This is a genomic window from Psychrobacter aestuarii, from assembly GCF_904846035.1.
Lineage (GTDB): Bacteria > Pseudomonadota > Gammaproteobacteria > Pseudomonadales > Moraxellaceae > Psychrobacter > Psychrobacter aestuarii.
The window spans coordinates 1,640,416-1,661,316 of record NZ_CAJGYT010000001.1; the positions used below are offsets into that span (position 1 = coordinate 1,640,416).

General features: G+C 51.7%; 20 protein-coding genes. 18 read left to right on the forward strand and 2 right to left on the reverse strand.

The features are described from left to right. Positions 1–95: 95 nt before the first annotated feature. From lpdA to JMW05_RS06925, 6 genes are all read left to right on the forward strand, one after another. Positions 96–1,547 carry a dihydrolipoyl dehydrogenase gene (gene lpdA / locus JMW05_RS06900; RefSeq protein WP_201504588.1) on the forward strand — a complete coding sequence of 484 codons (1,452 nt, stop codon included), beginning with the start codon at positions 96–98 and terminating at the stop codon, positions 1,545–1,547. A 132-nt stretch (positions 1,548–1,679) separates the two neighbouring features. Beyond that, positions 1,680–2,846 carry an ADP-forming succinate--CoA ligase subunit beta gene (gene sucC, locus JMW05_RS06905; RefSeq protein ID WP_201504589.1) on the forward strand — a complete coding sequence of 389 codons (1,167 nt, stop codon included), beginning with the start codon at positions 1,680–1,682 and terminating at the stop codon, positions 2,844–2,846. Between the two features lie 74 nt (positions 2,847–2,920). Beyond that, positions 2,921–3,796: a succinate--CoA ligase subunit alpha gene (sucD, locus tag JMW05_RS06910; protein ID WP_199508661.1), complete on the forward strand. Its 876-nt coding sequence runs from the start codon at positions 2,921–2,923 to the stop codon at positions 3,794–3,796. Between the two features lie 165 nt (positions 3,797–3,961). Then, positions 3,962–4,840: a UTP--glucose-1-phosphate uridylyltransferase gene (locus JMW05_RS06915; protein ID WP_201504590.1), complete on the forward strand. Its 879-nt coding sequence runs from the start codon at positions 3,962–3,964 to the stop codon at positions 4,838–4,840. 1 nt (position 4,841) lies between these two features. After that, the gene (gene pgi / locus JMW05_RS06920) at positions 4,842–6,527 is read left to right on the forward strand and encodes a glucose-6-phosphate isomerase (protein WP_201504591.1); all 1,686 of its coding nucleotides are present in this window, start codon (positions 4,842–4,844) and stop codon (positions 6,525–6,527) included. A 4-nt stretch (positions 6,528–6,531) separates the two neighbouring features. Further along, positions 6,532–7,878 carry a UDP-glucose/GDP-mannose dehydrogenase family protein gene (locus tag JMW05_RS06925; protein WP_227691470.1) on the forward strand — a complete coding sequence of 449 codons (1,347 nt, stop codon included), beginning with the start codon at positions 6,532–6,534 and terminating at the stop codon, positions 7,876–7,878. A gap of 28 nt (positions 7,879–7,906) precedes the next feature. Here JMW05_RS06925 and JMW05_RS06930 read toward each other — a convergent pair whose 3' ends face one another. Beyond that, a complete protein-coding gene (locus JMW05_RS06930) occupies positions 7,907–9,409 on the reverse strand; it encodes a phosphohexomutase domain-containing protein (RefSeq protein ID WP_201504593.1) in 1,503 nt (500 codons plus the stop codon). Between the two features lie 252 nt (positions 9,410–9,661). Here JMW05_RS06930 and mazG point away from each other — a divergent pair, with 252 nt between their 5' ends. The 8 genes from mazG (at position 9,662) to yjgA (ending at position 17,122) form a co-directional block, all read left to right on the forward strand. Further along, the gene (gene mazG / locus JMW05_RS06935) at positions 9,662–10,456 is read left to right on the forward strand and encodes a nucleoside triphosphate pyrophosphohydrolase (protein ID WP_265090609.1); all 795 of its coding nucleotides are present in this window, start codon (positions 9,662–9,664) and stop codon (positions 10,454–10,456) included. Further along, positions 10,449–10,805, forward strand: a complete 357-nt coding sequence (locus tag JMW05_RS06940) for a ComEA family DNA-binding protein (protein ID WP_201504595.1) — start codon at positions 10,449–10,451, stop codon at positions 10,803–10,805. The genes mazG and JMW05_RS06940 overlap by 8 nt, the downstream gene beginning before the upstream one ends. Positions 10,806–11,007: 202 nt before the next feature. Next, the gene (gene pcnB, locus JMW05_RS06945) at positions 11,008–13,176 is read left to right on the forward strand and encodes a polynucleotide adenylyltransferase PcnB (RefSeq protein WP_201504596.1); all 2,169 of its coding nucleotides are present in this window, start codon (positions 11,008–11,010) and stop codon (positions 13,174–13,176) included. Between the two features lie 15 nt (positions 13,177–13,191). Continuing rightward, on the forward strand, positions 13,192–13,725 hold the full coding sequence (gene folK / locus JMW05_RS06950) for a 2-amino-4-hydroxy-6-hydroxymethyldihydropteridine diphosphokinase (RefSeq protein ID WP_201504597.1): 534 nt from the start codon (positions 13,192–13,194) through the stop codon (positions 13,723–13,725). 69 nt (positions 13,726–13,794) lie between these two features. Beyond that, on the forward strand, positions 13,795–14,595 hold the full coding sequence (gene panB / locus JMW05_RS06955) for a 3-methyl-2-oxobutanoate hydroxymethyltransferase (RefSeq protein WP_201504598.1): 801 nt from the start codon (positions 13,795–13,797) through the stop codon (positions 14,593–14,595). 66 nt (positions 14,596–14,661) lie between these two features. Continuing rightward, positions 14,662–15,549: a pantoate--beta-alanine ligase gene (gene panC, locus JMW05_RS06960; protein WP_201504599.1), complete on the forward strand. Its 888-nt coding sequence runs from the start codon at positions 14,662–14,664 to the stop codon at positions 15,547–15,549. A 122-nt stretch (positions 15,550–15,671) separates the two neighbouring features. Further along, positions 15,672–16,571, forward strand: a complete 900-nt coding sequence (gene rapZ / locus JMW05_RS06965; protein WP_201505561.1) for an RNase adapter RapZ — start codon at positions 15,672–15,674, stop codon at positions 16,569–16,571. A 41-nt stretch (positions 16,572–16,612) separates the two neighbouring features. Continuing rightward, the gene (yjgA, locus tag JMW05_RS06970) at positions 16,613–17,122 is read left to right on the forward strand and encodes a ribosome biogenesis factor YjgA (RefSeq protein WP_201504600.1); all 510 of its coding nucleotides are present in this window, start codon (positions 16,613–16,615) and stop codon (positions 17,120–17,122) included. 91 nt (positions 17,123–17,213) lie between these two features. Here the strand turns inward: yjgA and JMW05_RS06975 are convergent, their stop codons facing one another. After that, positions 17,214–17,834: a thiol:disulfide interchange protein DsbA/DsbL gene (locus tag JMW05_RS06975; RefSeq protein WP_201504601.1), complete on the reverse strand. Its 621-nt coding sequence runs from the start codon at positions 17,832–17,834 to the stop codon at positions 17,214–17,216. Positions 17,835–18,122: 288 nt separating this feature from the next. Between JMW05_RS06975 and ubiG the strand changes: the two genes are divergently transcribed. The 4 genes from ubiG to JMW05_RS06995 all read left to right on the forward strand — a co-directional run bounded on the left by ubiG (position 18,123) and on the right by JMW05_RS06995 (position 20,898). Next, positions 18,123–18,908, forward strand: coding sequence for a bifunctional 2-polyprenyl-6-hydroxyphenol methylase/3-demethylubiquinol 3-O-methyltransferase UbiG (gene ubiG / locus JMW05_RS06980; protein ID WP_201504602.1), 786 nt, complete (start codon positions 18,123–18,125; stop codon positions 18,906–18,908). Positions 18,909–18,935: 27 nt separating this feature from the next. Next, positions 18,936–19,643 (forward strand): HAD family hydrolase, encoded by a 708-nt coding sequence (locus JMW05_RS06985; RefSeq protein WP_201504603.1) that lies wholly within the window; start codon positions 18,936–18,938, stop codon positions 19,641–19,643. An 84-nt stretch (positions 19,644–19,727) separates the two neighbouring features. Continuing rightward, positions 19,728–20,537, forward strand: a complete 810-nt coding sequence (locus JMW05_RS06990; protein WP_201504604.1) for a YciK family oxidoreductase — start codon at positions 19,728–19,730, stop codon at positions 20,535–20,537. 94 nt (positions 20,538–20,631) lie between these two features. Beyond that, positions 20,632–20,898 (forward strand): DksA/TraR family C4-type zinc finger protein, encoded by a 267-nt coding sequence (locus tag JMW05_RS06995; RefSeq protein WP_201504605.1) that lies wholly within the window; start codon positions 20,632–20,634, stop codon positions 20,896–20,898. The last annotated feature ends 3 nt before the right edge of the window (positions 20,899–20,901 follow it).

A 20,901-nucleotide genomic window follows, 5' to 3' on the forward strand; every position in this document is an offset into this window, starting at 1 on the left:
CAAGCTGCTGCGTTTTTACACTTTAAATAGACCGCATTGGTCACTGTTAAAAACCAGCGCTCTCATACACAACAGACAAAAAATGGATACGTATTATGAAAGAAAATTATGATTTGGTCGTCATCGGCGGCGGTCCTGGTGGTTATGAAGCGGCTATCCGTGGTGCACAGCTGGGCATGAGCGTGGCGTGTATCGAAAAGCGTCTATACAAAGGCGAGCCAGCACTTGGCGGTACTTGTTTGAACGTCGGCTGTATCCCATCAAAAGCGTTGCTTGACAGCTCACACCGTTATGAAGCCACCAAGCACGAGCTTGGCGAGCACGGCATCAGCACAGGCGATGTGGCCATCGACATCGAGCAAATGATTGCGCGTAAAGAAGGCATCGTTAAGCAATTGACTGGCGGTGTTGCCGCGCTACTAAAAGGCAACGGCGTAGACTGGCTACAAGGCTGGGGTACCCTCGTTGACGGTAAAGGCGCGGACAAGCAAATCAAATTCACCGCCCTAAGTGATGAGAGTGAAACCACCATCACTGCCAAAAACGTCATCCTAGCGGCAGGCTCAGTGCCTATCGAGATTCCAGTAGCGAAGACGGACGGCGAGCGTATCGTTGATTCAACAGGCGCGCTAGACTTCACTGAAGTACCTAAGCGTCTTGGCATCATCGGTGCAGGCGTTATCGGTCTTGAGCTTGGTTCAGTATGGCGTCGTCTGGGCGCAGAAGTGGTGGTCTATGAAGCACTACCAACCTTCCTTGCGGCGGCAGACAAAGACGTTGCCAAAGAAGCAAGCAAACTGCTGAAAAAACAAGGTCTAGACATCCGTGTTGACACCAAAGTAACCAACGCTGAAGTGCAAGGCGACGAAGTGGTTGTGACCAGCGAATACAAAGGTGATTCAGTAGAAACCCGTTTTGACAAGCTGATCGTTTGTGTCGGTCGCCGTGCTTACTCAGAAAAACTACTTGGCGAAAACAGTGGTCTACAATTGACTGAGCGCGGCTTGGTTGATGTTGATGACCAATGCAAAACCAACCTAGACGGCGTCTACGCGATTGGTGACTTGGTACGTGGTCCAATGCTTGCGCACAAAGCGATGGAAGAAGGCATGATGGCGGTTGAGCGCATTCATGGCGAAAAAGCACAAGTCAACTATGACACCATCATCAATGTCATCTATACCCACCCTGAGATTGCATGGGTAGGTATGACAGAGCAAGAAGCGGCGGAAGCGGGTTATGAAGTCAAAACAGGCTCATTTAACCTAGCTGCTAACGGTCGTGCGCTTGCGCAAAGCGAAGCACAAGGCTCTATCAAAGTCGTTGCCGATGCAAAAACCGATCGTCTACTAGGCATGCATGCCGTATCTGTTGGCGCAGGCGACATCGTGCACCAAGGCATGATTGCGATGGAATTTGTCTCAAGCATCGAAGACTTGCAGCTCATGACATTCGCGCATCCAACCGTATCTGAAGCGGTACACGAAGCGGCATTGTCAGCAGATGGTCGTGCGATTCACGCGATTCAGCGCAAAAAACGCAAATAAGGTATTATCCATAACGGGCGGTGATGTCAGGCTGGTATTTAAAGCACGGGCATCATCGCTATGTTGTGCGCGTCCCTGTGTTGGGCGCATCGTTCCACTTTTCTTAATGGTAAATAACAAAGGATACAATCAATGAATTTACATGAGTATCAAGCCAAAGAGCTACTAAAAAGCTATGGTCTGCCAATTCAAGAAGGCATCATTGCCCACAATGGCGAAGAAGCTGCAGAAGCATTTGACAAAACCCCAACCGACATCGCTGTTATCAAAGCACAGGTGCATGCTGGTGGTCGTGGTAAAGCGGGTGGCGTAAAGCTGGTTAAAACTCGTGAAGAAGCCAAGCAAGTGGCTGAAGAACTTATCGGCACCAACCTTGTGACTTACCAAACAGACGCAGAAGGTCAGCCTGTAAACTTCGTATTGGTTGCAGAAGACATGTACCCAGTACAAACTGAATTGTACCTTGGCGCCGTTGTTGACCGTTCTTCACGTCGTGTGACGTTCATGGCGTCAACCGAAGGCGGCGTTGAGATTGAAAAAGTTGCTGAAGAAACCCCAGAAAAAATCTTCAAAGTCATCGTTGATCCATTGGTTGGCTTACAGCCATACCAAGCGCGCGAAGTGGCGTTCAAACTGGGTCTTGAAGGCAAGCAAATCAACCAGTTTGTAAAAATTATGACTGGCGCGTATCAAGCATTCGTTGAAAATGACTTTGCGCTGTTTGAAATCAACCCACTAGCAGTACGTGAAAACGGCGAAATCGTTTGTGTTGACGGCAAAATCGGCATCGACTCAAACGCCCTATACCGCTTGCCAAAAGTAGCGGCGCTACGCGACAAGTCACAAGAAAACGATCGTGAGCTAAAAGCGTCTGAATTTGACCTCAACTATGTTGCGCTAGAAGGCAACATCGGCTGTATGGTTAACGGTGCAGGTCTTGCTATGGCGACCATGGACATCATCAAACTGTACGGCGGCAAGCCAGCCAACTTCCTAGACGTAGGCGGCGGGGCGACTAAAGATCGCGTTGTTGAAGCCTTCAAAATCATTCTTGAAGACAGCAGCGTTGAAGGCGTTTTGATTAACATCTTCGGTGGTATCGTACGTTGTGACATGATTGCAGAAGCCATCATTGCAGCGGTTAAAGAAGTTGACGTGCAAGTGCCTGTGGTTGTTCGCCTAGAAGGTAACAACGCTGAAAAAGGCGCACAGATCCTAGAAGAATCAGGTCTAAAACTGATCTCAGCACAAGGTCTGTCTGACGCTGCTCAAAAAATTGTCGACGCTGTACAAGCGTAATTGCCCCGATGTGATGGCGATGTGCCCTTTATTGGTACAGCCATCACAAGACAACCGAATACAAGGAAAACATAATGAGTGTATTAATTGATAAAGATACCAAAGTATTGGTACAAGGTTTTACTGGTAAAAACGGTACGTTCCACTCTGAGCAAGCCATCGAATACGGCACCAAAGTGGTTGGCGGTGTTACCCCAGGTAAAGGCGGTCAGACGCACCTAGGCTTGCCAGTATTTAACACCATGAGCGAAGCCATGGAAGCGACACAAGCTGATGCTTCTGTAATCTACGTACCAGCACCTTTCGTTCTTGACTCAATCATCGAAGCGGTTGACGCAGGCGTGAAGCTGATCGTGGTTATCACCGAAGGTGTACCAACCATCGATATGCTAAAAGCCAAGCGCTACATCGAAGAAGCGGGCGACGTGCGTATGGTCGGTCCAAACTGCCCAGGCGTTATCACCCCAGGTCAGTGCAAAATCGGCATCATGCCAGGTCACATCCACTTGCCAGGTAAAGTGGGCGTTATCTCTCGCTCTGGTACCCTAACGTATGAAGCGGTTGCTCAGACCACCAAGCTAGGCTTTGGTCAGTCAACCTGTATCGGTATCGGTGGTGACCCAATCCCAGGCATGAACCAAATCGACGCACTAAAACTGTTCCAAGAAGACCCACAAACCGAAGCCATCATCCTAATCGGTGAAATCGGTGGTACGGCTGAAGAAGAAGCAGCAGCCTACATCAAAGAAAACGTTACCAAGCCTGTTGTTGGCTACATCGCTGGTGTGACTGCACCTGCTGGTAAGCGTATGGGTCACGCTGGTGCGATCATCTCTGGTGGTCAAGGTACTGCTGAAGACAAGTTTAAAGCCTTTGAAGATGCGGGCATCGCGTACACCCGCGACCCATCAAAAATCGGCGAAAAACTAAAAGAAGTTACCGGTTGGTAATCTCTGGCAGTTTCTAGACTGTAGCGTAGATAAGTGCGCTGCACTTGTGCTACACAAAAGACACTTCTGTTATGAAGTGTCTTTTTTTTTGCTGCTATACTGAGGACTTTGTGATTTTTAGAACCGCAAACAACACACTATTCAACGAATAATAATGAGGTAGATATGACGACGGTAACGCACGCAGTGATTCCTGTGGCAGGCTTTGGCACGCGGATGCTGCCGCTATCCAAATCGGTGCCCAAAGAGCTGTTGCCACTGGGTAATCGTCCTGCCATTCACTATGTGGTAGAAGAGGCGATTGCCGCAGGGATTAAGCATATTGTGCTCGTCGGTCATGCGCAAAAAAGCGCGATTGAAAACTACTTTGATATTAATGCCGAACTAGACACCCAGCTGCGGCAAAAAGGCAAAGACGATCTTGCCGACAGCTTAAATTGGCTGCCTGAAGATGTGAGCATCTCAGTGATTCGTCAAGGCAAACCGCTGGGACTGGGACACGCGGTATTGGCTGCGCGTCCGATTGTGGGCACCCATAACTTTGCTGTGCTACTGCCTGATGTGGTGCTTGATCCATTCACCACCGATATGCAGACCGACAATTTGGCTTATATGCTTGGGCAGTTTGCTAAGGATGGGCAGTCACAGATTTTGGTGGACAAGGTTGCGGACAGTGAGGTGCACAAATACGGTATCGCACGCTTAAGCGAAGACAGCAAGGTGTTAAAAACAGAAAAAGAGGTAGGCAACCAGTCGTTTAACGTGGCAGGCTTTGTGGAAAAGCCCGCGCTTGCGGACGCGCCATCGCGCTTGGCCGTGGTGGGGCGCTATGTGTTTGACCAGCAGATTTTTGATTATTTGGCAAACACAACAGCCTCGGTTGGCGGTGAGATTCAGCTAACCGATGCTATTGATGCGCTGATTGCCACTCAAGGCGTGCAGGTGACCACCATGCGAGGCGCAAGCTATGACGCAGGTGACATGCATTCATATATGCAGGCATTTATCTATTTTGCCAAACAGCAACTGGGTGATGCAGACTGATATGGCACAGAGTACGCACCCTTACCGACAAGCGCGTGCTTCAGCCGCGTGGCAAACCCTACAAGACTTGGCCAAACGCCCATGGCCGCTTGAGGCGCTGTTCGCCACAGACACGATGCGGGCTGAGCGTTTTTGTGCCAAGGCGCCGTCATTGTATATGGACTATAGCAAGCAGTGTATCAATGATGAGGTGTTGCAGGCGCTGCTTGATTTGGCGGACAGCTGCGATTTGCAAGCACGTATCGATGCCCTGCTGAGCGGTGAGAAGGTCAATACTAGTGAGCAACGTCCTGCCTTGCACACCGCCTTGCGTCTGCCTAAAACTGCCAACCTCACGATAGCAGATACAGATGTGGTACAGGATGTACAAGAGAGCCTTGCGCAAGTCGAGCACTTAGCAACACGTATCCGCGAAGGCACGTGGCGTGGTTTTTCGGGTAAGGCCATTACCGATGTGGTCAATATCGGTGTGGGCGGCTCGGATTTGGGACCCTTGATGGTGACCTCAGCGCTAGAAGACTGGGCAGATACGGATATTGCGGTACATTTTGTGTCCAATATGGATGGCAGTCAGCTGGACAATGTATTAAAGCGACTCAATCCTGAGACCACCGTATTCATTATCTCGTCCAAATCGTTTTCTACTGTAGATACCTTATCCAATGCCCAAACGGCGCGTACATGGCTGTTTGCTGCTGCAAAAACGCGACTTGGCAGTGATGACAGTGTGCTACGGCGGCATTTTATTGGTATCTCTACCCATGCTGCACGTATGAGCGCATGGGGCATTCATCCTGAAAATCAGTTGAAGTTTTGGGAGTGGGTTGGTGGACGCTTTTCACTGTGGTCGGCCATTGGGCTGACGGTAGCGATCCGTATCGGTATGGACAATTTTCGTGAGCTGCTGGCGGGTGCGCACAGTATGGATACGCATTTTGCCACGACACCTTTTGCCAATAACTTACCTGTACTGCTTGGTCTGCTTGCGGTATGGAACAGCAGCTTTTTAGACATTCATGCACATACCGTATTGCCTTATGATGGGCGCTTGCATGCGCTGCCAAGCTATCTGACGCAGCTTGAGATGGAGAGTAATGGTAAGTCTGTGACGCACCAAGGTCAGACCATCGACCACAATACGTGCCCAATATTGTGGGGCGAGATTGGCTCAAACGCGCAGCACGCCTTTTATCAGCTGCTGCATCAGGGCACTCAGCAGGTATCGTGCGACTTTATTGCGTGCGTCGCGCATTACTGCAGTACCGCAGCCAGTCGCAGCCTACAGCAGCAGCATCAACTGGCGCTTGCCAACTGCTTGGCACAAAGCCGCGTTTTGGCTTTTGGCAATGCCAGCGAAGACAAAGACAGTGACGCAGACCGTCACAAACACTATCGCGGCAATCAGCCGTCGACCACGCTACTGCTGGATGCACTCACCCCCTATAGTCTAGGCGCCTTAATTGCACTGTATGAGCACAAGGTCTATGTGATGGCGAGCATTTGGGATGTGAACCCTTTTGACCAATGGGGCGTGGAGATGGGCAAAGCGGTCGCCACCTCAGTATATGGGGTACTGGCTGAGCGTGCGCCTGCCGACTTTGATGCCTCAACCAATGCGCTGTTACAGCACATTCAGCAGTATCAAGCACAAACGATGCCTACAGCAGAAAGATACAGCGAGGAGTAACGACATGACTGAGGAGATGGTACTGCCAAGTGCGGCATGCGTACTGATTGGGCATGGTATCGAAGCCATCACCAGCGCTGTGGTGCTGGCAAGTCTTGGCCATCGCGTGCATTTGTATGCCGACAGCAAGCAGCTTGAGAGTCAGCTACAGCAGTATGCGTTTGAACACCATTTACAAGCCCTATGGCAAATGTATTATGGGCAAGCACTGATTGTCTGTAAGCCGCTGCCTGTAGCACCTGAGCAGGTACTACAGGCTTATGAGGTAACCGCCAGCAATCGCAGCATACCGACCATGACAGTAAGTTTGTACTGGTTGTTTTTGGACAATATCGCGAGCGTTTGGTCGGATGCGGCATGGATTGCCGCGTTCAATCGCAGCAATCAAGCGCAATGCCCTGTGGTATTGAGCGGTATTCAACCGATTGGCAGTGTGGCTCGGCATGCGGATGCGTTGCAGCGCGCGTGGGTGTACTATGTGCCGTTTGTATTTTTACAAGATGGCGAGGCTTTTGGCTCAATGTTGGCACCTAAGCTTTGGCTGCTGGGTGAAAAGACCGCTGACAGCCGTCACCATTTGACGCCATTATTGCCCTTAATGCAGCATGCGCGCGCGTGCCATACGGCGGATATTGCTACGATTGAGTTTGCGCGTAGCAGTATCATGACCATGCTCGCCACTCGCGTGAGCTTTATGAATGAGATGTCGCGTCTCGCTGATGGACTTGGCGTTGATATTGACAATGTCGGACGTATTATGGGGCTAGATACGCGGGTTGGTAGCAGCTACTTGCAGGCGGGTTGGGGCTTTGGTGGACATACGCTACCGACCGAGCTGCGTACCATGCAACAATTTGCCACGCATCACGGCATTGACACGCCGTTGTTGTGCGCGACCGACCATATCAATACTGACCAAAAAGAGCTGATATTTCGCAAGTTTTGGCAATATTTTGATGGTTTTATTGAAAATAAAACCGTGCTGATTTGGGGCGGCAGTTATAAATCAGGCTCAGGACGTACCGCAGGTTCGGCCATTCATCCGCTGCTGCATCTGCTTTGGTCATACAACATCACCACCTTGGTATATGCTGATAAAGCGCGTGGCGCGCTGTGGCAGACATACGCGCATCAGCCGTTACTAACCTTGATTGACAGTCCCTATGACACGCTCGATGTGCAGGCAGTCTTTATCGTTAATGCACTGACTGAGCAGGTGGACATTGCTCGCTTAAACCACTATGCCATGCCGATTTTTGATGCGCAGAATCTGTTTACCCCTGCGCAGATTGCCCAGCTGACGGGTGACTATGTTGGCATCGGACGACGCAAGGACAGCACCTCGCACTAACTGCTGTCCGTTACGCCTTGTGATGCATTTATGCCGCGTGCGCGCCTTGGCTGGTAAGCCAGTCTTGTAAATGGGTGATTTTTTCAGCCAACAAGCTTTGGTCGCCACGGGTTTCAATGTTAAGACGTACCAAAGGCTCGGTGTTTGATGCGCGTAAGTTAAAGCGCCACGCGCCAAAATCCATGCTCAGCCCATCTAAGGTGTTGACCTCTGGCGACTGCTCGGCAAAATGTGCCGCGATATTGTCAATAAGCGCGGGTGCATCGGTGTGGGTCAAGCGAAAATTCAACTCGCCTGAGCTGGGGTAAGCGCTGATGTAATCATCAACCAATTCTGACAGGGGTTTTTGTGTGGTGGAGAGCAGCTCGGCGGTCAATAACCACGGAATCATGCCGCTGTCGCAATAGCAAAAATCACGGAAATAATGGTGCGCCGACATCTCGCCACCATAGACGGCTTTTGACTCACGCATCACTTGTTTAATAAAAGAATGCCCCGATTTGCTCATCGCGGCTTGCCCAGCATGCGCTTTAATGACCGCTTCGGTGTTATACAGCACCCGTGGGTCGTAGACGATGGTTTCGCTTGGGTATTTGTTTAAAAACGCTTGCGCGAGCATACCCACCACGTAGCTGCCATCGATAAAGCGTGCGTTTTCATCAAAGAAAAAACAGCGGTCAAAATCGCCATCAAAGGCAATGCCCATATCAGCATCGTGCGCGAGTACCGCCTCTTGGGTGGCGACACGGTTGGCAATAATCATCGGATTGGGGATGCCGTTTGGGAAGCTGCCATCGGGCGTGTGATGCATGGTGATAATCTCAAGTGGCGCACCTGCCGCTTGCAACGCCTCAATAAGCTTATCCACCACAGGAGCTGCGCTGCCGTTGCCTGAATTGATGACCAGTTTTAGCGGACGCATTTTTTTAGTATCGATAAAGCTCATGAGCTTTTGGATGTAGGCGCTTTTGTCGGTATTGGTACGTTTTTGTCCGCGTGCGCTGGCGGTGAATTCGCCTGATTCCGCCAAGGCTTGAATCTCAGCAAGTCCTTCATCGCTGCTCAATGGCTTGGACTGCTCGCGTACCAGTTTTAGCCCATTATAATTGATCGGGTTATGACTGGCAGTCACTTCAATCCCGCCAAGTGCCTGCATATGACTGGTGGCAAAATATACCTCTTCAGTGCCCGTCATACCAATATCAAGCACGTCCATACCTGCATCCATGATGCCTGCCATTGTCGCTGCGGCAAGCTCGCTGCTTGACTCCCGAATGTCGTAACCGACCACTACAATAGGCTGTAGGCTCTGCCATACTGACGCGTCACCTTGAGCATCATCATTGTTTTGATGGTCCAAAAACCGCGCACGCAGAATCTGGGCAAAGGCGCGCCCGATACGATAGGCAATATCAGCATCTAAAGTAACGCCTAGCTCACCGCGCACATCGTACGCTTTGAAACAGCTTATGGTGATGGGTGAAAAATCACTGGGGTCACGCGGGGCGGGGACAACAGAAGAATCAGACATACAAACAAAACTCCAAAGAATCGATAAATAAAAGACGCATCGTGATTGCGCGCTTGACGCAAAAGGCAAGAGACCCCCGTCCCTCTGCATTCGATGATACACTATCTTTATTCTATTTGCGTTACGGTCTGTCCGCCGTGATGCCGTCACCGATGCTAGGATATATTCATGTCAAATTCTGCTGTTACCCCTTATTTTAAAACTGCTCACGCGCCAGCGCCTGCGGTTGGTACACCGCCTGCCAGTGGTCAAATGTCTGACCTGATTGCGCTGATGGCGCGTCTGCGCATTGATTGTCCGTGGGACAAAAAACAAGACAATCACAGCCTGATTCCTTATGCATTAGAGGAAGTCTACGAGCTGGTTGATGCCATCCAAGACAACGATGATGAAGACATCGCAGGTGAGCTGGGCGATGTTTTATTGCAAGTGGTGTTTCATTGTCAGCTGTACGCCGAGCAGGGACGTTTTGATTTTAAGGACGTCGTACAAACCTTGCAAGAAAAGCTGATACGCCGTCATCCGCACGTCTTTGATGCCGAAAACTTGCCTGACAAAGACGCAGTCAAAGCGCGCTGGGATGAAATCAAAGCCATGGAGCAGGCGGCGCGCGCCAAACGCGGCAAACCAAGACGCACGCTGGATGCGACCAAAGCAGGCAGCGCCTTAATGCAAGCGCAAGACATGCAAAAACAAGCGTCCAAGCTGGGCTTTGATTGGGACGGTGTGGCAGGCGCAGTAGAAAAATTGGATGAAGAAATCGATGAGCTAAAAGCGCTGATACCTGCTGATGATAAGACAGACACCTTAAGCGCAGACACCCGCCGCGCGCTCGAAAAAGAACTGGGCGACTGCTTTTTTGCCCTCGTCAATGTAGCGCGCAAGCTCGACTTTGATGCCGAAGCCGCCGCGCTGACCTGCGTGCATAAGTTCAAATCGCGCTTTTCTCATATTGAAACCCAGCTTACGGCCAAAGGCAGCTCAGTTGCAGCGAGCAACTTGGCGGAGATGGAAGCCTTGTGGCAAGACGCCAAACGCCATGAATAGCACATCTGTATGGTGGGTATGGCTACTGGTGCTGTTTGGCATAAGCAGTGCGGCAAACGCGCGAACGCCGCCGCTGTGCTACGCCGATGCAAAAAGCGCCTATAAAGCCATGACCACGCAAGCGCAAAAGCAAGCAATAAGCCTAGAGAGCCAGCCTATCAACATCAACCGCGCAAGCGAAGCGGAGCTGACCACCTTGCAAGGCATTGGCAGCAGTAAAGCGCGCGCCATCATCTTATACCGTGAGATGTTTGGCGGTTTTGCTAAGCCTGAGGACATCACCAAAGTCAAAGGCATTGGCGATGCCACTTTTACCAAAAACCGCGCACGCATACGCGTTACCGATTAGCCCGATGGCGCATAAGGTAGCGCCCAGCATTGGCCGCTTGAGGGCATTTGTACGCCGTTTGACCCTCCGCTGACAAAATAGCCACGAACATCGCGTCATAACACCCCAAGCGCCTGCAAAATTTGTTAAACTAGCAGGTACATTTGCTTCATGAATACCGTGTTTGTGAGGGATGTCAAGAGTACCGGCAAGGAGTATGTGCATGGCCGAGCGTGCCGCCAAGCAGTTAGAACTGAACAAATCTGAATTACCCAATTCTATCATTGAAGTTATCGCTACCCTGTCTCGCGCAGGTTTTGACGCTTATATCGTCGGCGGTGGTGTCCGTGATACCTTATTGGGTCTGCGCCCCAAAGATTTTGATGCCGTTACCGACGCCAAACCACACGAAGTCAAAGACGTGTTTGGCAAGCGCTGCCGCGTCATCGGTCGCCGCTTTCAACTGGCGCATGTGTATTCAGGACGTGACTTGATTGAAGTGGCGACGTTTCGTGCGCCGCCAACCAATGACGCGCACACCACCCAAGAGGGAATGCTGATACGTGACAATGTCTGGGGCGATATTAAGCAAGACTTTGCCCGTCGCGACTTTTCCATTAATGCGCTGTATTACCAGCCATTAAAAGGCATCGTGCATGATTTTTGTGGTGCGGTCGATGACATCAACAGCAAAACCTTGCGCTTGCTGGGTGATGCCCCTGTGCGTATCGAAGAAGACCCTGTGCGTCTACTGCGCGCACTGCGCTTTAAGGCCAAGCTGGGTTTTGACTTTGATGACGCGCTTGCCGCGCAGTTTCATGATGACAACTGGGCGCTGCTTGACCAAATATCGCCGCATCGCTTGTATGATGAATCGCAAAAAATGTTCACAGGCGGCTACTTGGTACCGCTATTGCCGCTGCTTTTTGAGTCAGGCGCGATTGAGCATTTGATTATCTATCCGCCAAGCGAGCCAACCGCACTGGTGCAGCAAGTGGCGGTCAATACCGACAAGCGCATTGGTGCAGGCAAAAGCATTAACCCTGCCTTTTTTTATGCCGCGCTTTTGTGGGACAACTACCTGTATCAGTTAGACAAATTTAAAAAGCGCAACATGCCTTTTGCCGATGCACAAATGCAAGCGGCGAGCAAAGTCATTGACCGTCAGCGTATCAAAACCGCCATTCCAAAATTCGCTGAGCAGTTTATCCGCGACATTTGGCTGCTACAGCCTAAGCTCTCCGCGCCGCGCAGCAAGCAGATTGTCCAGCTTGCCGAGCACCCACGTTTTCGCGCTGGTTTTGACTTTTTACTCTTGCGTGAAGAGTGCGGCGACAGCCACCCGTTGGCAGAATCGACCAATGGCATGGGCGCATGGTGGCAGCATTACCAAACGCTCTCAGAAGACGAGCAGCAAGCAGCGATTGCCAACTTTGATGACAGCATTCGCCGTGGTTCGCATAAGCGCAGCCGCAATCGCAAGCGCCAAAAAGACGCCATACCGTCACCAGTACAGTCGGTCAGCGTAGAGACGCCGCAAAAGCGCGGCAACGCGACACGTGGCTCAAAACGTGCGCGCTCGCAGCAAAACAAGCAAGACACGCACGAGCTACAACAGCTCCAGCAGCTGTCACTTGCCAATCATGACAGCGCTCAAGACGCGAGCAATCGCCCGCAGCCTTTGTTCGTGGCCAATAAAACCCCTGTCGTGCCAAAATTGCAGCGGCAAACGAGCGCACGCGTAGCGCCACCTGTCAAAGACAAAGAAGCATTTGCTGATAAAAAAGTAGCGCCTAAAAAAGCGGACTCTACAAAAGCTGCGCCCAAAGTCGTTGCAAAAGCGCCAAAACCTGCGCCCGATACGCTGCCGCCAGTAGTGGCACAGACGCCAAAAGAGGCGGGCAATAGCCAAACGCCTATCCCTGCCAAGCGTCGCCGCCGTGCCTTGTCGCTAACACAAGCGCCTGCGCCTAAGACACAAGACGAAGCGCCCAAGCAGGCAGCAGAAGACGCGCCAGCAAATACGCCGACCACACCTGATGCGCCTGCCATGCATGCCGCAGATATTGACGTGCCAAAAACCCGCCGTAAGCGCAGCAGTCGTAAAGACAATACGCCAAACGCAGGTAACGCGGATACGCAGCATGATGCACAAGGCAGCACGCAAAGCGCGACCACGGCCAATAAGCCCTCTGACCAAGCGCCAAACAAGCCAAGCCGTCAAGCAAAAAACAGCGATACCAGCAACAGTAACGGCAGTAGCGATGCACCCGCTACCAAAAAGACCCGCAAAAAAGCTGTCGTGAGCGCTGAGCACAGTAGTGCCCAAGACAAAGGGCCTATCCCTGCCAAGCGTCGCCGCCGTGCAGCAACGAGTACTGAGCAAGGTTAAACTGAGGACACGCGTATGACGCACACCACGACCCCAGTAGCAGAAGCGCCGTGGGTAACGGCTTATATCGGACTTGGCAGCAACTTAAGCAATGCGCTTGGCACACCGACCGAGCACATTCAGCGGGCGGTGGTGGCGTTTGCCGCGCATCCGCATATTCGTGCGGTGGTCGCCTCGTCGCTGTACCAATCTGTACCGATGGGGCCACAAGACCAGCCTGATTTTATCAATGCTGCGCTGCGCCTTGAGACCACCTTGTCTCCGCTGACACTGCTTGATTACTGTCAGCTGCTCGAGCAGCAAGCCGCGCGTGTGCGTGAGCGCCGTTGGGGCGAGCGCAGTTTGGATGTGGACATCTTGCTGTATGCTGAGCAGCAGATTGACGAGCCGCGTTTGACTGTGCCGCACTGCGGTTTGCATGAGCGTAATTTTGTGCTGCTGCCTTTAACTGAGCTTGGCGCGCAGGCGCTGATTGATGGCAAGCCACTTGCCGATCATCCGCTTGCCAATGATTGGCAAGGCATCAAACGCTTAGCCACAGAGGTATAGCGCTTCTTAGCATGAGCGCTTGCGCCAAAGAGCACAAGCGGTGACACAACGCACGATACTGAGTAGATTATGACGACACTATCGACCCTCAATAATTTTAAAAAAAACGGCACCAAATTTACGTGCTTGACCTGTTATGACGCCATGTTTGCGCGCATGATGGACAATGCCGAGATTGACAGCATTTTGATTGGTGACAGCCTTGGTATGGTGGTGCAGGGGCACAGCTCAACCGTTCCTGTGACGGTAGCCGATATGGCGTACCACACCGCCAATGTGGCACGCAGCAATCAGCACGCGCTGATTATTGCTGACCTGCCGTTTATGAGTTACAGCACACTTGAGGACGCCATCAACAACAGCCGCACTTTGATGCAAGCAGGCGCGCATGTGGTCAAATTAGAAGGTGGCGCAGCGCTGTGCAATATCGTCAGCACCCTTGCCAAAGCAGGCACGCCAAGCTGCGTACATCTTGGCTTAACGCCGCAGTCGGTCAATGTCTTTGGCGGTTATAAAGTCCAAGGACGCGCTGAAGACGCCGCTGCGCTGCTACTTCAAGATGCCAAAGCAGTTGCTGAAGCAGGCGCGGCGCTTTTGGTACTCGAATGCGTGCCAGCAGCACTTGCCAAAGCCGTCACCGAGGCGGTAGCGATTCCCGTTATTGGTATCGGTGCAGGCGCGGACACAGATGGGCAGGTGTTGGTAATGCACGATATGCTCGGGCTGCGTCATGGGCGCGTGCCGCGTTTTGTCCATGACTTTTTGACCGATGACAACAACCGCGAGCGCAGCATCGAAGGCGCGTTTCGTCTGTATCAAGAGCAGGTGCGCGCTGGCGAGTTTCCGCGCGCTGAGCACCAGTTTGATTAACCCTTAGAGACATAGTGTGGGCGTGCGTGTCATGCCTTGTGATGAATCTGTTTAATGAGCCTTATAATGCCAACGACGTTTTCTACCATCTCAGCGCTGCGAGCTGCCCTACACCCCATGCGCTCGCATCAGCGTATCGCCCTTGTACCAACGATGGGCAACCTACACGAAGGACATATAGAGCTGGTCAATATTGCCAAGCAATATGCCGATATTGTGGTGGTCAGTATTTTTGTTAATCCCACACAGTTTGGGGTCGGTGAGGATTTTGACAGCTACCCGCGCACGCTAGACGCCGATGTCGAAAAACTTGCGCAAGCGGGGGCAGATTTTGTGTTCGCCCCAGAGGTGGCGGAGATGTACCCGATATTGCCGCTGGCAACCTCAGTGCGCGCAGGTGACATCACCGCTGAGCTGTGCGGACGCTCACGCCCCACGCATTTTGATGGGGTGGGCATTGTGGTGTCCAAGCTGTTTAACATCGTACAGCCTGATGTCGCGGTTTTTGGACAAAAGGACTATCAGCAGCTGGCGATTATCAAGCAGTTGGTCATTGATTTGAGTTATCCTGTGCATATCATCTCCGCGCCCATCATTCGTGCGCCCGATGGTTTGGCATTGTCCTCGCGCAATCAATATCTAAACACCGATGAGCGTACGCGCGCGCCCAAACTGCACGCCACATTGCAGCAGCTTGCCACCGAGCTGCAAAATAATGCGCCACTCACCAAGGACAACTTGGTATCCGCCATCACGCAAGCCGCCGAGCGCTTGAATGAAGCAGGGTTTGAGATTGATTATTTAGAAGTGCGTACCCAAGCCTTGCAGCCTGTATTTGCCGAAGAGCGTTCTGAGTCAGACAGCGACACTGACCCCAAAGTCTTGGTAATTTTGGCTGCGGCGTGGCTTGGTCGTGCTCGTTTGTTGGACAATATCGTGGTCACACTGCACTGACCGTACATCACGCACGCCTTTGGTCATCAGCGATTGTTGATGACTGTGACAAACACGCACAAGGACAGGTCATGGATAAGGTCAACCCGCAGCATGCTATGCCAAGCGACAACGATAGCGACATGCACAGCGATACGGACATCAGTATCTTGGTGGTGTCGGGGCGTTCAGGCTCTGGTAAGACCTCTGCGCTGAACACGTTAGAAGACTTTGGCTATTACACCATTGATAACTTGCCGCTGGCACTGGTGCCTGAAGTGGCCGCCAAGCTGATTAACGACAGCGGCATTCACCGCATTGCGCTTGGCGTGGATATTCGCTCGCCGCGCGCCGATTTGAGCAAGTTTGGCGCGATTCGTGATACGCTAGAGCAGACGCATGGCAAGCAAGCGGTGCGCGTGGTGTATGTGACCGCGCAAGAGAGCATCTTGGTGGCGCGGTTTAACGCCACCCGCCGCGTGCACCCACTCATGAGCGGCGACAATGAACACGCCATGTACAATCTGCCAGGCGCGATTAAAAAAGAGATTGAACTGTTAGAGCCTATCGCCAGCCGCGCTGACATCAAGATTGACACCAGCAAGCTCAATATTCATGAGCTTAAAGAGTGCCTGCGTGACCGTTTGGGCGTCGCCAATAAGATTGTCGTCAACCTATTGTCCTTTGGCTTTAAATACGGCAGTCCCATCGATGCCGATTTTGTCTTTGACGTGCGTATCTTGCCCAATCCGCATTGGAACCCGCAGCTGCGCGGCTCAACAGGAATGGATGCAGAGGTGGCAACCTTTTTTGCCGACTATCCTGAAGTGGCGGAAATGAGCGATGACATCGGCGTGTTTTTAGCGCGCTGGTTGCCCGAATTTTTATTGAACAATCGCCACACCGTCACGGTCGCTATTGGCTGTACAGGTGGCAAGCACCGCTCGGTATTTATCACCGAAGCGCTAGCAGGCTATCTGAGCACCAAGCTGCCAGCGGAGATGATGATATCCGCCAAACACCGTGAAAAGCATCGCTGGTAAGCCAGTGCTGCGTTTAATGCCACAAAATACAGAGAACAGATATGATTGATTGGTCAGAACACGACATGCGCGTCTCGCGTACCGAGCTCAAAAAAGCCCACGAGCGCTTGCAGCTGCTTTCCGTGCCACTGGCTGAGCTGTCCAAAAAACAGCTCAAAAAAATCCCCGCCAGTGATTATTTCATGGCAGAGCTGATGGCACTGGCTGAGCTTACCAGTGCCAATGCCCGCAATCGCCAAATCAAGCGCGTGGGCAAGCTGATGAGTGAAGAAGACCGTCATGCGCTGGTCAATGCCTTGTTTAACATCGTGTTCGCGCGCGAGCAGGTTTCCAAAATCGAAAGCTGGTATGGGCGTCTGAACATCAATGACGAAGGCACCATGAAGCAGTTTACCAAGCAGTACAAAGCCTCAGAGCGCAACAGCTTGTATCAGCTGCTGTTGTGGATTGAGTACGCCAAGCACTTGCAAGATGACGAGCTGCTACAAGAGTCTGAAGCCGATTTGATGAGCTATATTCGTGAAGTGGCGCTGCTGTCACAGCTCAAATAACGCCCTGAGCGCGGTTTTGCCGTAGGCAAAAAAAAGCCAAACGTGATGTTTGGCTTTTTTACGTGTATAAGCGTCTGCGTTTGTGGCGCGCTTATTTTTTCTCAGCGCGGGCTTTGTCGACCAAATAATCCACCACTTTGGCGACTTTTGCGTCTTCACCAGTGACTACGTATTTGCCTTGTACCACAACGGCAGGAACGCCTGAGAGCTGATAGCGTTTCGCGCCTGCTTGTGAGCGACCGATTTTGGTGCCGACAGCAAATGAGTTGTATAGGCTGTTGAATTTCTTAGCGTCTACGCCTTGTGATGCATACCACTTGCTGAGTGACTTTTGGTCAAACAGTTTTTGGTTGCCTTTGTGGATGGCGTCGAACAGCTTGTCATGGGTTTTGTCTTCATAGCCGAGCAGCTGGGCGGCGTAAAAACCACGCGCATTGGCTTCCCAAACAGGGTTTAGCGCTGCTGGGGTTTTAAAGAACGCCACGTCTTTGTCTTTGGTCTTCGCCCATTTTTCCATGTGCGGGTTGAGCTTGTTACAATGAGGGCAGCCGTACCAGAAAAATTCGCGTACGATAATGGCGTCGCCGCTGATATTCTCAGGATTGTCTAATACACGGTAATCTTTTCCTGCAACATAATCGGCGGCTTGTGCACCCATGCTAGATAGCCCAATAGCACACGCCAAGCTGGTCAATGCGATGACACGTTTCATACGGTTTCCTTGGAAATAAATATGCGGATAAAAATACAACGCATAAATGATAAAGGGTTCATGATAATCTGTATATAGTAACGTAAAATAATGCCAATCGCACACCTGATTCTTAAGGAACGGTTGTAATGCTGTGAGCCATTATTGAGAAAATCTAACTACAGCGCAAGCATCACCATAGTGTCATAAAGACACAATTGGTGACGATGTGTTTACGACAAAGCGGCTATGCGCGTGCTAACATGAAGCGCGTGAACGCGCCTGATAATGACAATAAAGGAACCCTCTATGAGCCAAGCCCATGACGTATCATCTGCCAACGTCGACCCAAGCGAAGTCAATAAATTTAACAAATTGGCAAGTGAATGGTGGGACGATAAAGGGGCATTTGCCACCTTGCATCAAATCAATCCCCTGCGCCTAAACTGGATAGAAGAAAACATCAAACGCGGCTATCAATCGGCAGACAAGCAAAAAACAGCCGCACAAGGGCTGGTGGGCAAACGCGTATTGGATGTGGGCTGTGGCGGCGGCATCTTGGCAGAATCTATGGCTCGCCGCGGCGCGGACGTCACTGGCATCGACCTTGGCGAAGAAAACCTAAAAGCAGCAAGCCTCCATGCAGAGCAATCCGAGCTGACCGACACCTTGCGCTATCAGCACATTGCCATTGAAGCGCTGGCGAAGACGCATAAAGAAGCGTTTGACGTCGTTACGTGTATGGAAATGCTCGAGCACGTGCCTGACCCAAGCGCCATCGTACAGGCGTGCTACGAGCTGCTCGCGCCAGGCGGCGTGTGCGTGATGTCGACCATCAACCGCAATCCAAAATCGTATCTGTTCGCCATTATCGGTGCTGAATACGTACTGCGCTTGCTTGACCGCGGCACGCATGACTATGTCAAATTCATTACCCCAGCCGAGCTTGATAAAATGAGTATTGACGCAGGCTTTGCCCGTCAGGACTTGATCGGCCTGCATTACAACCCCCTAACCAAGCGCTATTGGCTCGCTCAAAATGTCGATGTCAATTATATGCTCGCGGTATACAAGCCGCTCAGCGCCAATAGTTAATCGTTAATAATATGAAGAGCCTTTGTTATGAGCCAATTTGTAAAAGCTGTGTTGTTTGATTTGGATGGCACTTTGATTGACACTGCCGCCGATTTTGTACGCATCATTAACACCATGAGTCAACAAAATGGTTGGCAAGTCCCGCCAGAGGCGCAAATCCGTGAGCAAGTCTCAGCGGGTGCGTCTGCGATGGTCAAGCTGATGCTGGAGCACAATCAGCAGCTAGCGCTCACCGATGAGATGCTACAGACCTACCGCGAGCAGTTTTTGGCGGATTATGCCGCAGACATCTGTGTGGACAGCCAGTTGTTTGCCACGCTTGATGAAGCGCTTGCGCGTTTAGAGCTGAACAACATCCCATGGGGCATCGTCACCAATAAGCCGCGCCACCTTGCCAATGCACTGCTCGAAGCGATGGAACTCGATAGCCGCTGTGCGGTGCTCGTTTGTCCTGAAGACGTCTCGCGCAGCAAGCCTGACCCTGAGCCGATGTATATGGCGCTCGAAAAACTGGGCATCCCGCGCGGTGCGGCAGCCAGCGTGCTTTACGCAGGCGACCACGTGCGTGATATCGAAGCAGGCAACGCGGCAGGCATGACCACCATTTTGGCAGCTTACGGCTACATTCCGCCTGAAGATCAAAGCAGCCTTAAAAAATGGGGTGCCGACCACATCGTGGAGACGCCTGAAGCCTTGAGTAAGTTATTGGCATCCAACCAATTTGAATACCTATAACCCCCTCTGCATCGCGCCTGTCTGTCCTGATGGGCGCCTTTCGTTTTCGTTTTTATTATTCATAAAATTTGTAGTGAGAATCTCATGAGTGACCAACCCAACACCGCATCACAACCGACCGCCAGTGCGCTCAGTCACGACGACATCCGTCAATTTGTGCCAAGTGACCACTGTCTGGATGGCAAAATCATCTTGGTGACGGGTGCGGGCGATGGTATCGGACGCATTGCAGCGCTGACCTACGCGCGCTATGGCGCAACCGTGCTGCTGCTTGGGCGTACCATGAGCAAACTCGAAGCAGTATACGATGAGATTGAAAGCGCGGGTGGCAAACAGCCTGCCATGCTGCCGATGAATCTCGAAGGTGCCAGCTATGCAGAAATGCAGCAGCTTGAGCGCTTGATTGATAAAGAAGTCGGGCAGTTGGACGGCATTTTGCACAATGCAGGTATTCTGGGCACGCTTACGCCGCTTGAGATGTACGACGTCGATACTTTTGATAAGGTGATGAAAGTCAACTTTCATGCCACCTTTATGCTGACCCAAGCGCTATTGCCACTATTAAAAAGCGCAAAAAACGGCTCGGTGGTCTTTACCAGCAGCACGGTCGGCACGCACCCGCGCGCATTTTGGGGCGCGTATGCCTTATCCAAGCAAGCGGTCGAAGGCATGAGCGATATCTTTACTCAAGAGACGCAAAACACCACCAACCTGCGCTTTAACTGCATCAACCCAGGTGCGACGCGTACCAATATGCGCGCCCACGCCTATCCTGGCGAAAACCCCATGAGCCTAAAAACGCCTGAAGAGATTATGCCAGGTTATGTGTGCCTCATGAGCGATGCCAGTATCGGTACGCGCGGGCAAGTGGTCGCTTTGCAGCCTAAAGACTAAACCCTCACCGCCTGATTGAAATCGCCCTCAGCTGCCCCCATCTATTTGTTCTAAAAGCAATTATTAGCCAAATAGAATAAAATAAGGAATAATTATGGCAGGTGGTTGGGCGCGCGATGGCGCAGAACACGAACAAATGGATGCCACCGTCAATGACGCACTAGAGCGTGCCAGACGGTCAATGCCAAAAGGCGAAAGCCGAGAGTTTTGTGATGAATGCGGCGAGCCGATTCCAAAGGCGCGGCGCGAGGCAGTGCCTGGGGTCCAGCACTGTATCGGCTGCCAAGTCGAGCTGGAAAAAGACGCGCAAGCTGCTGAGATATACAATCGGCGCGGCAGTAAAGACAGCCAGTTGCGTTGATAG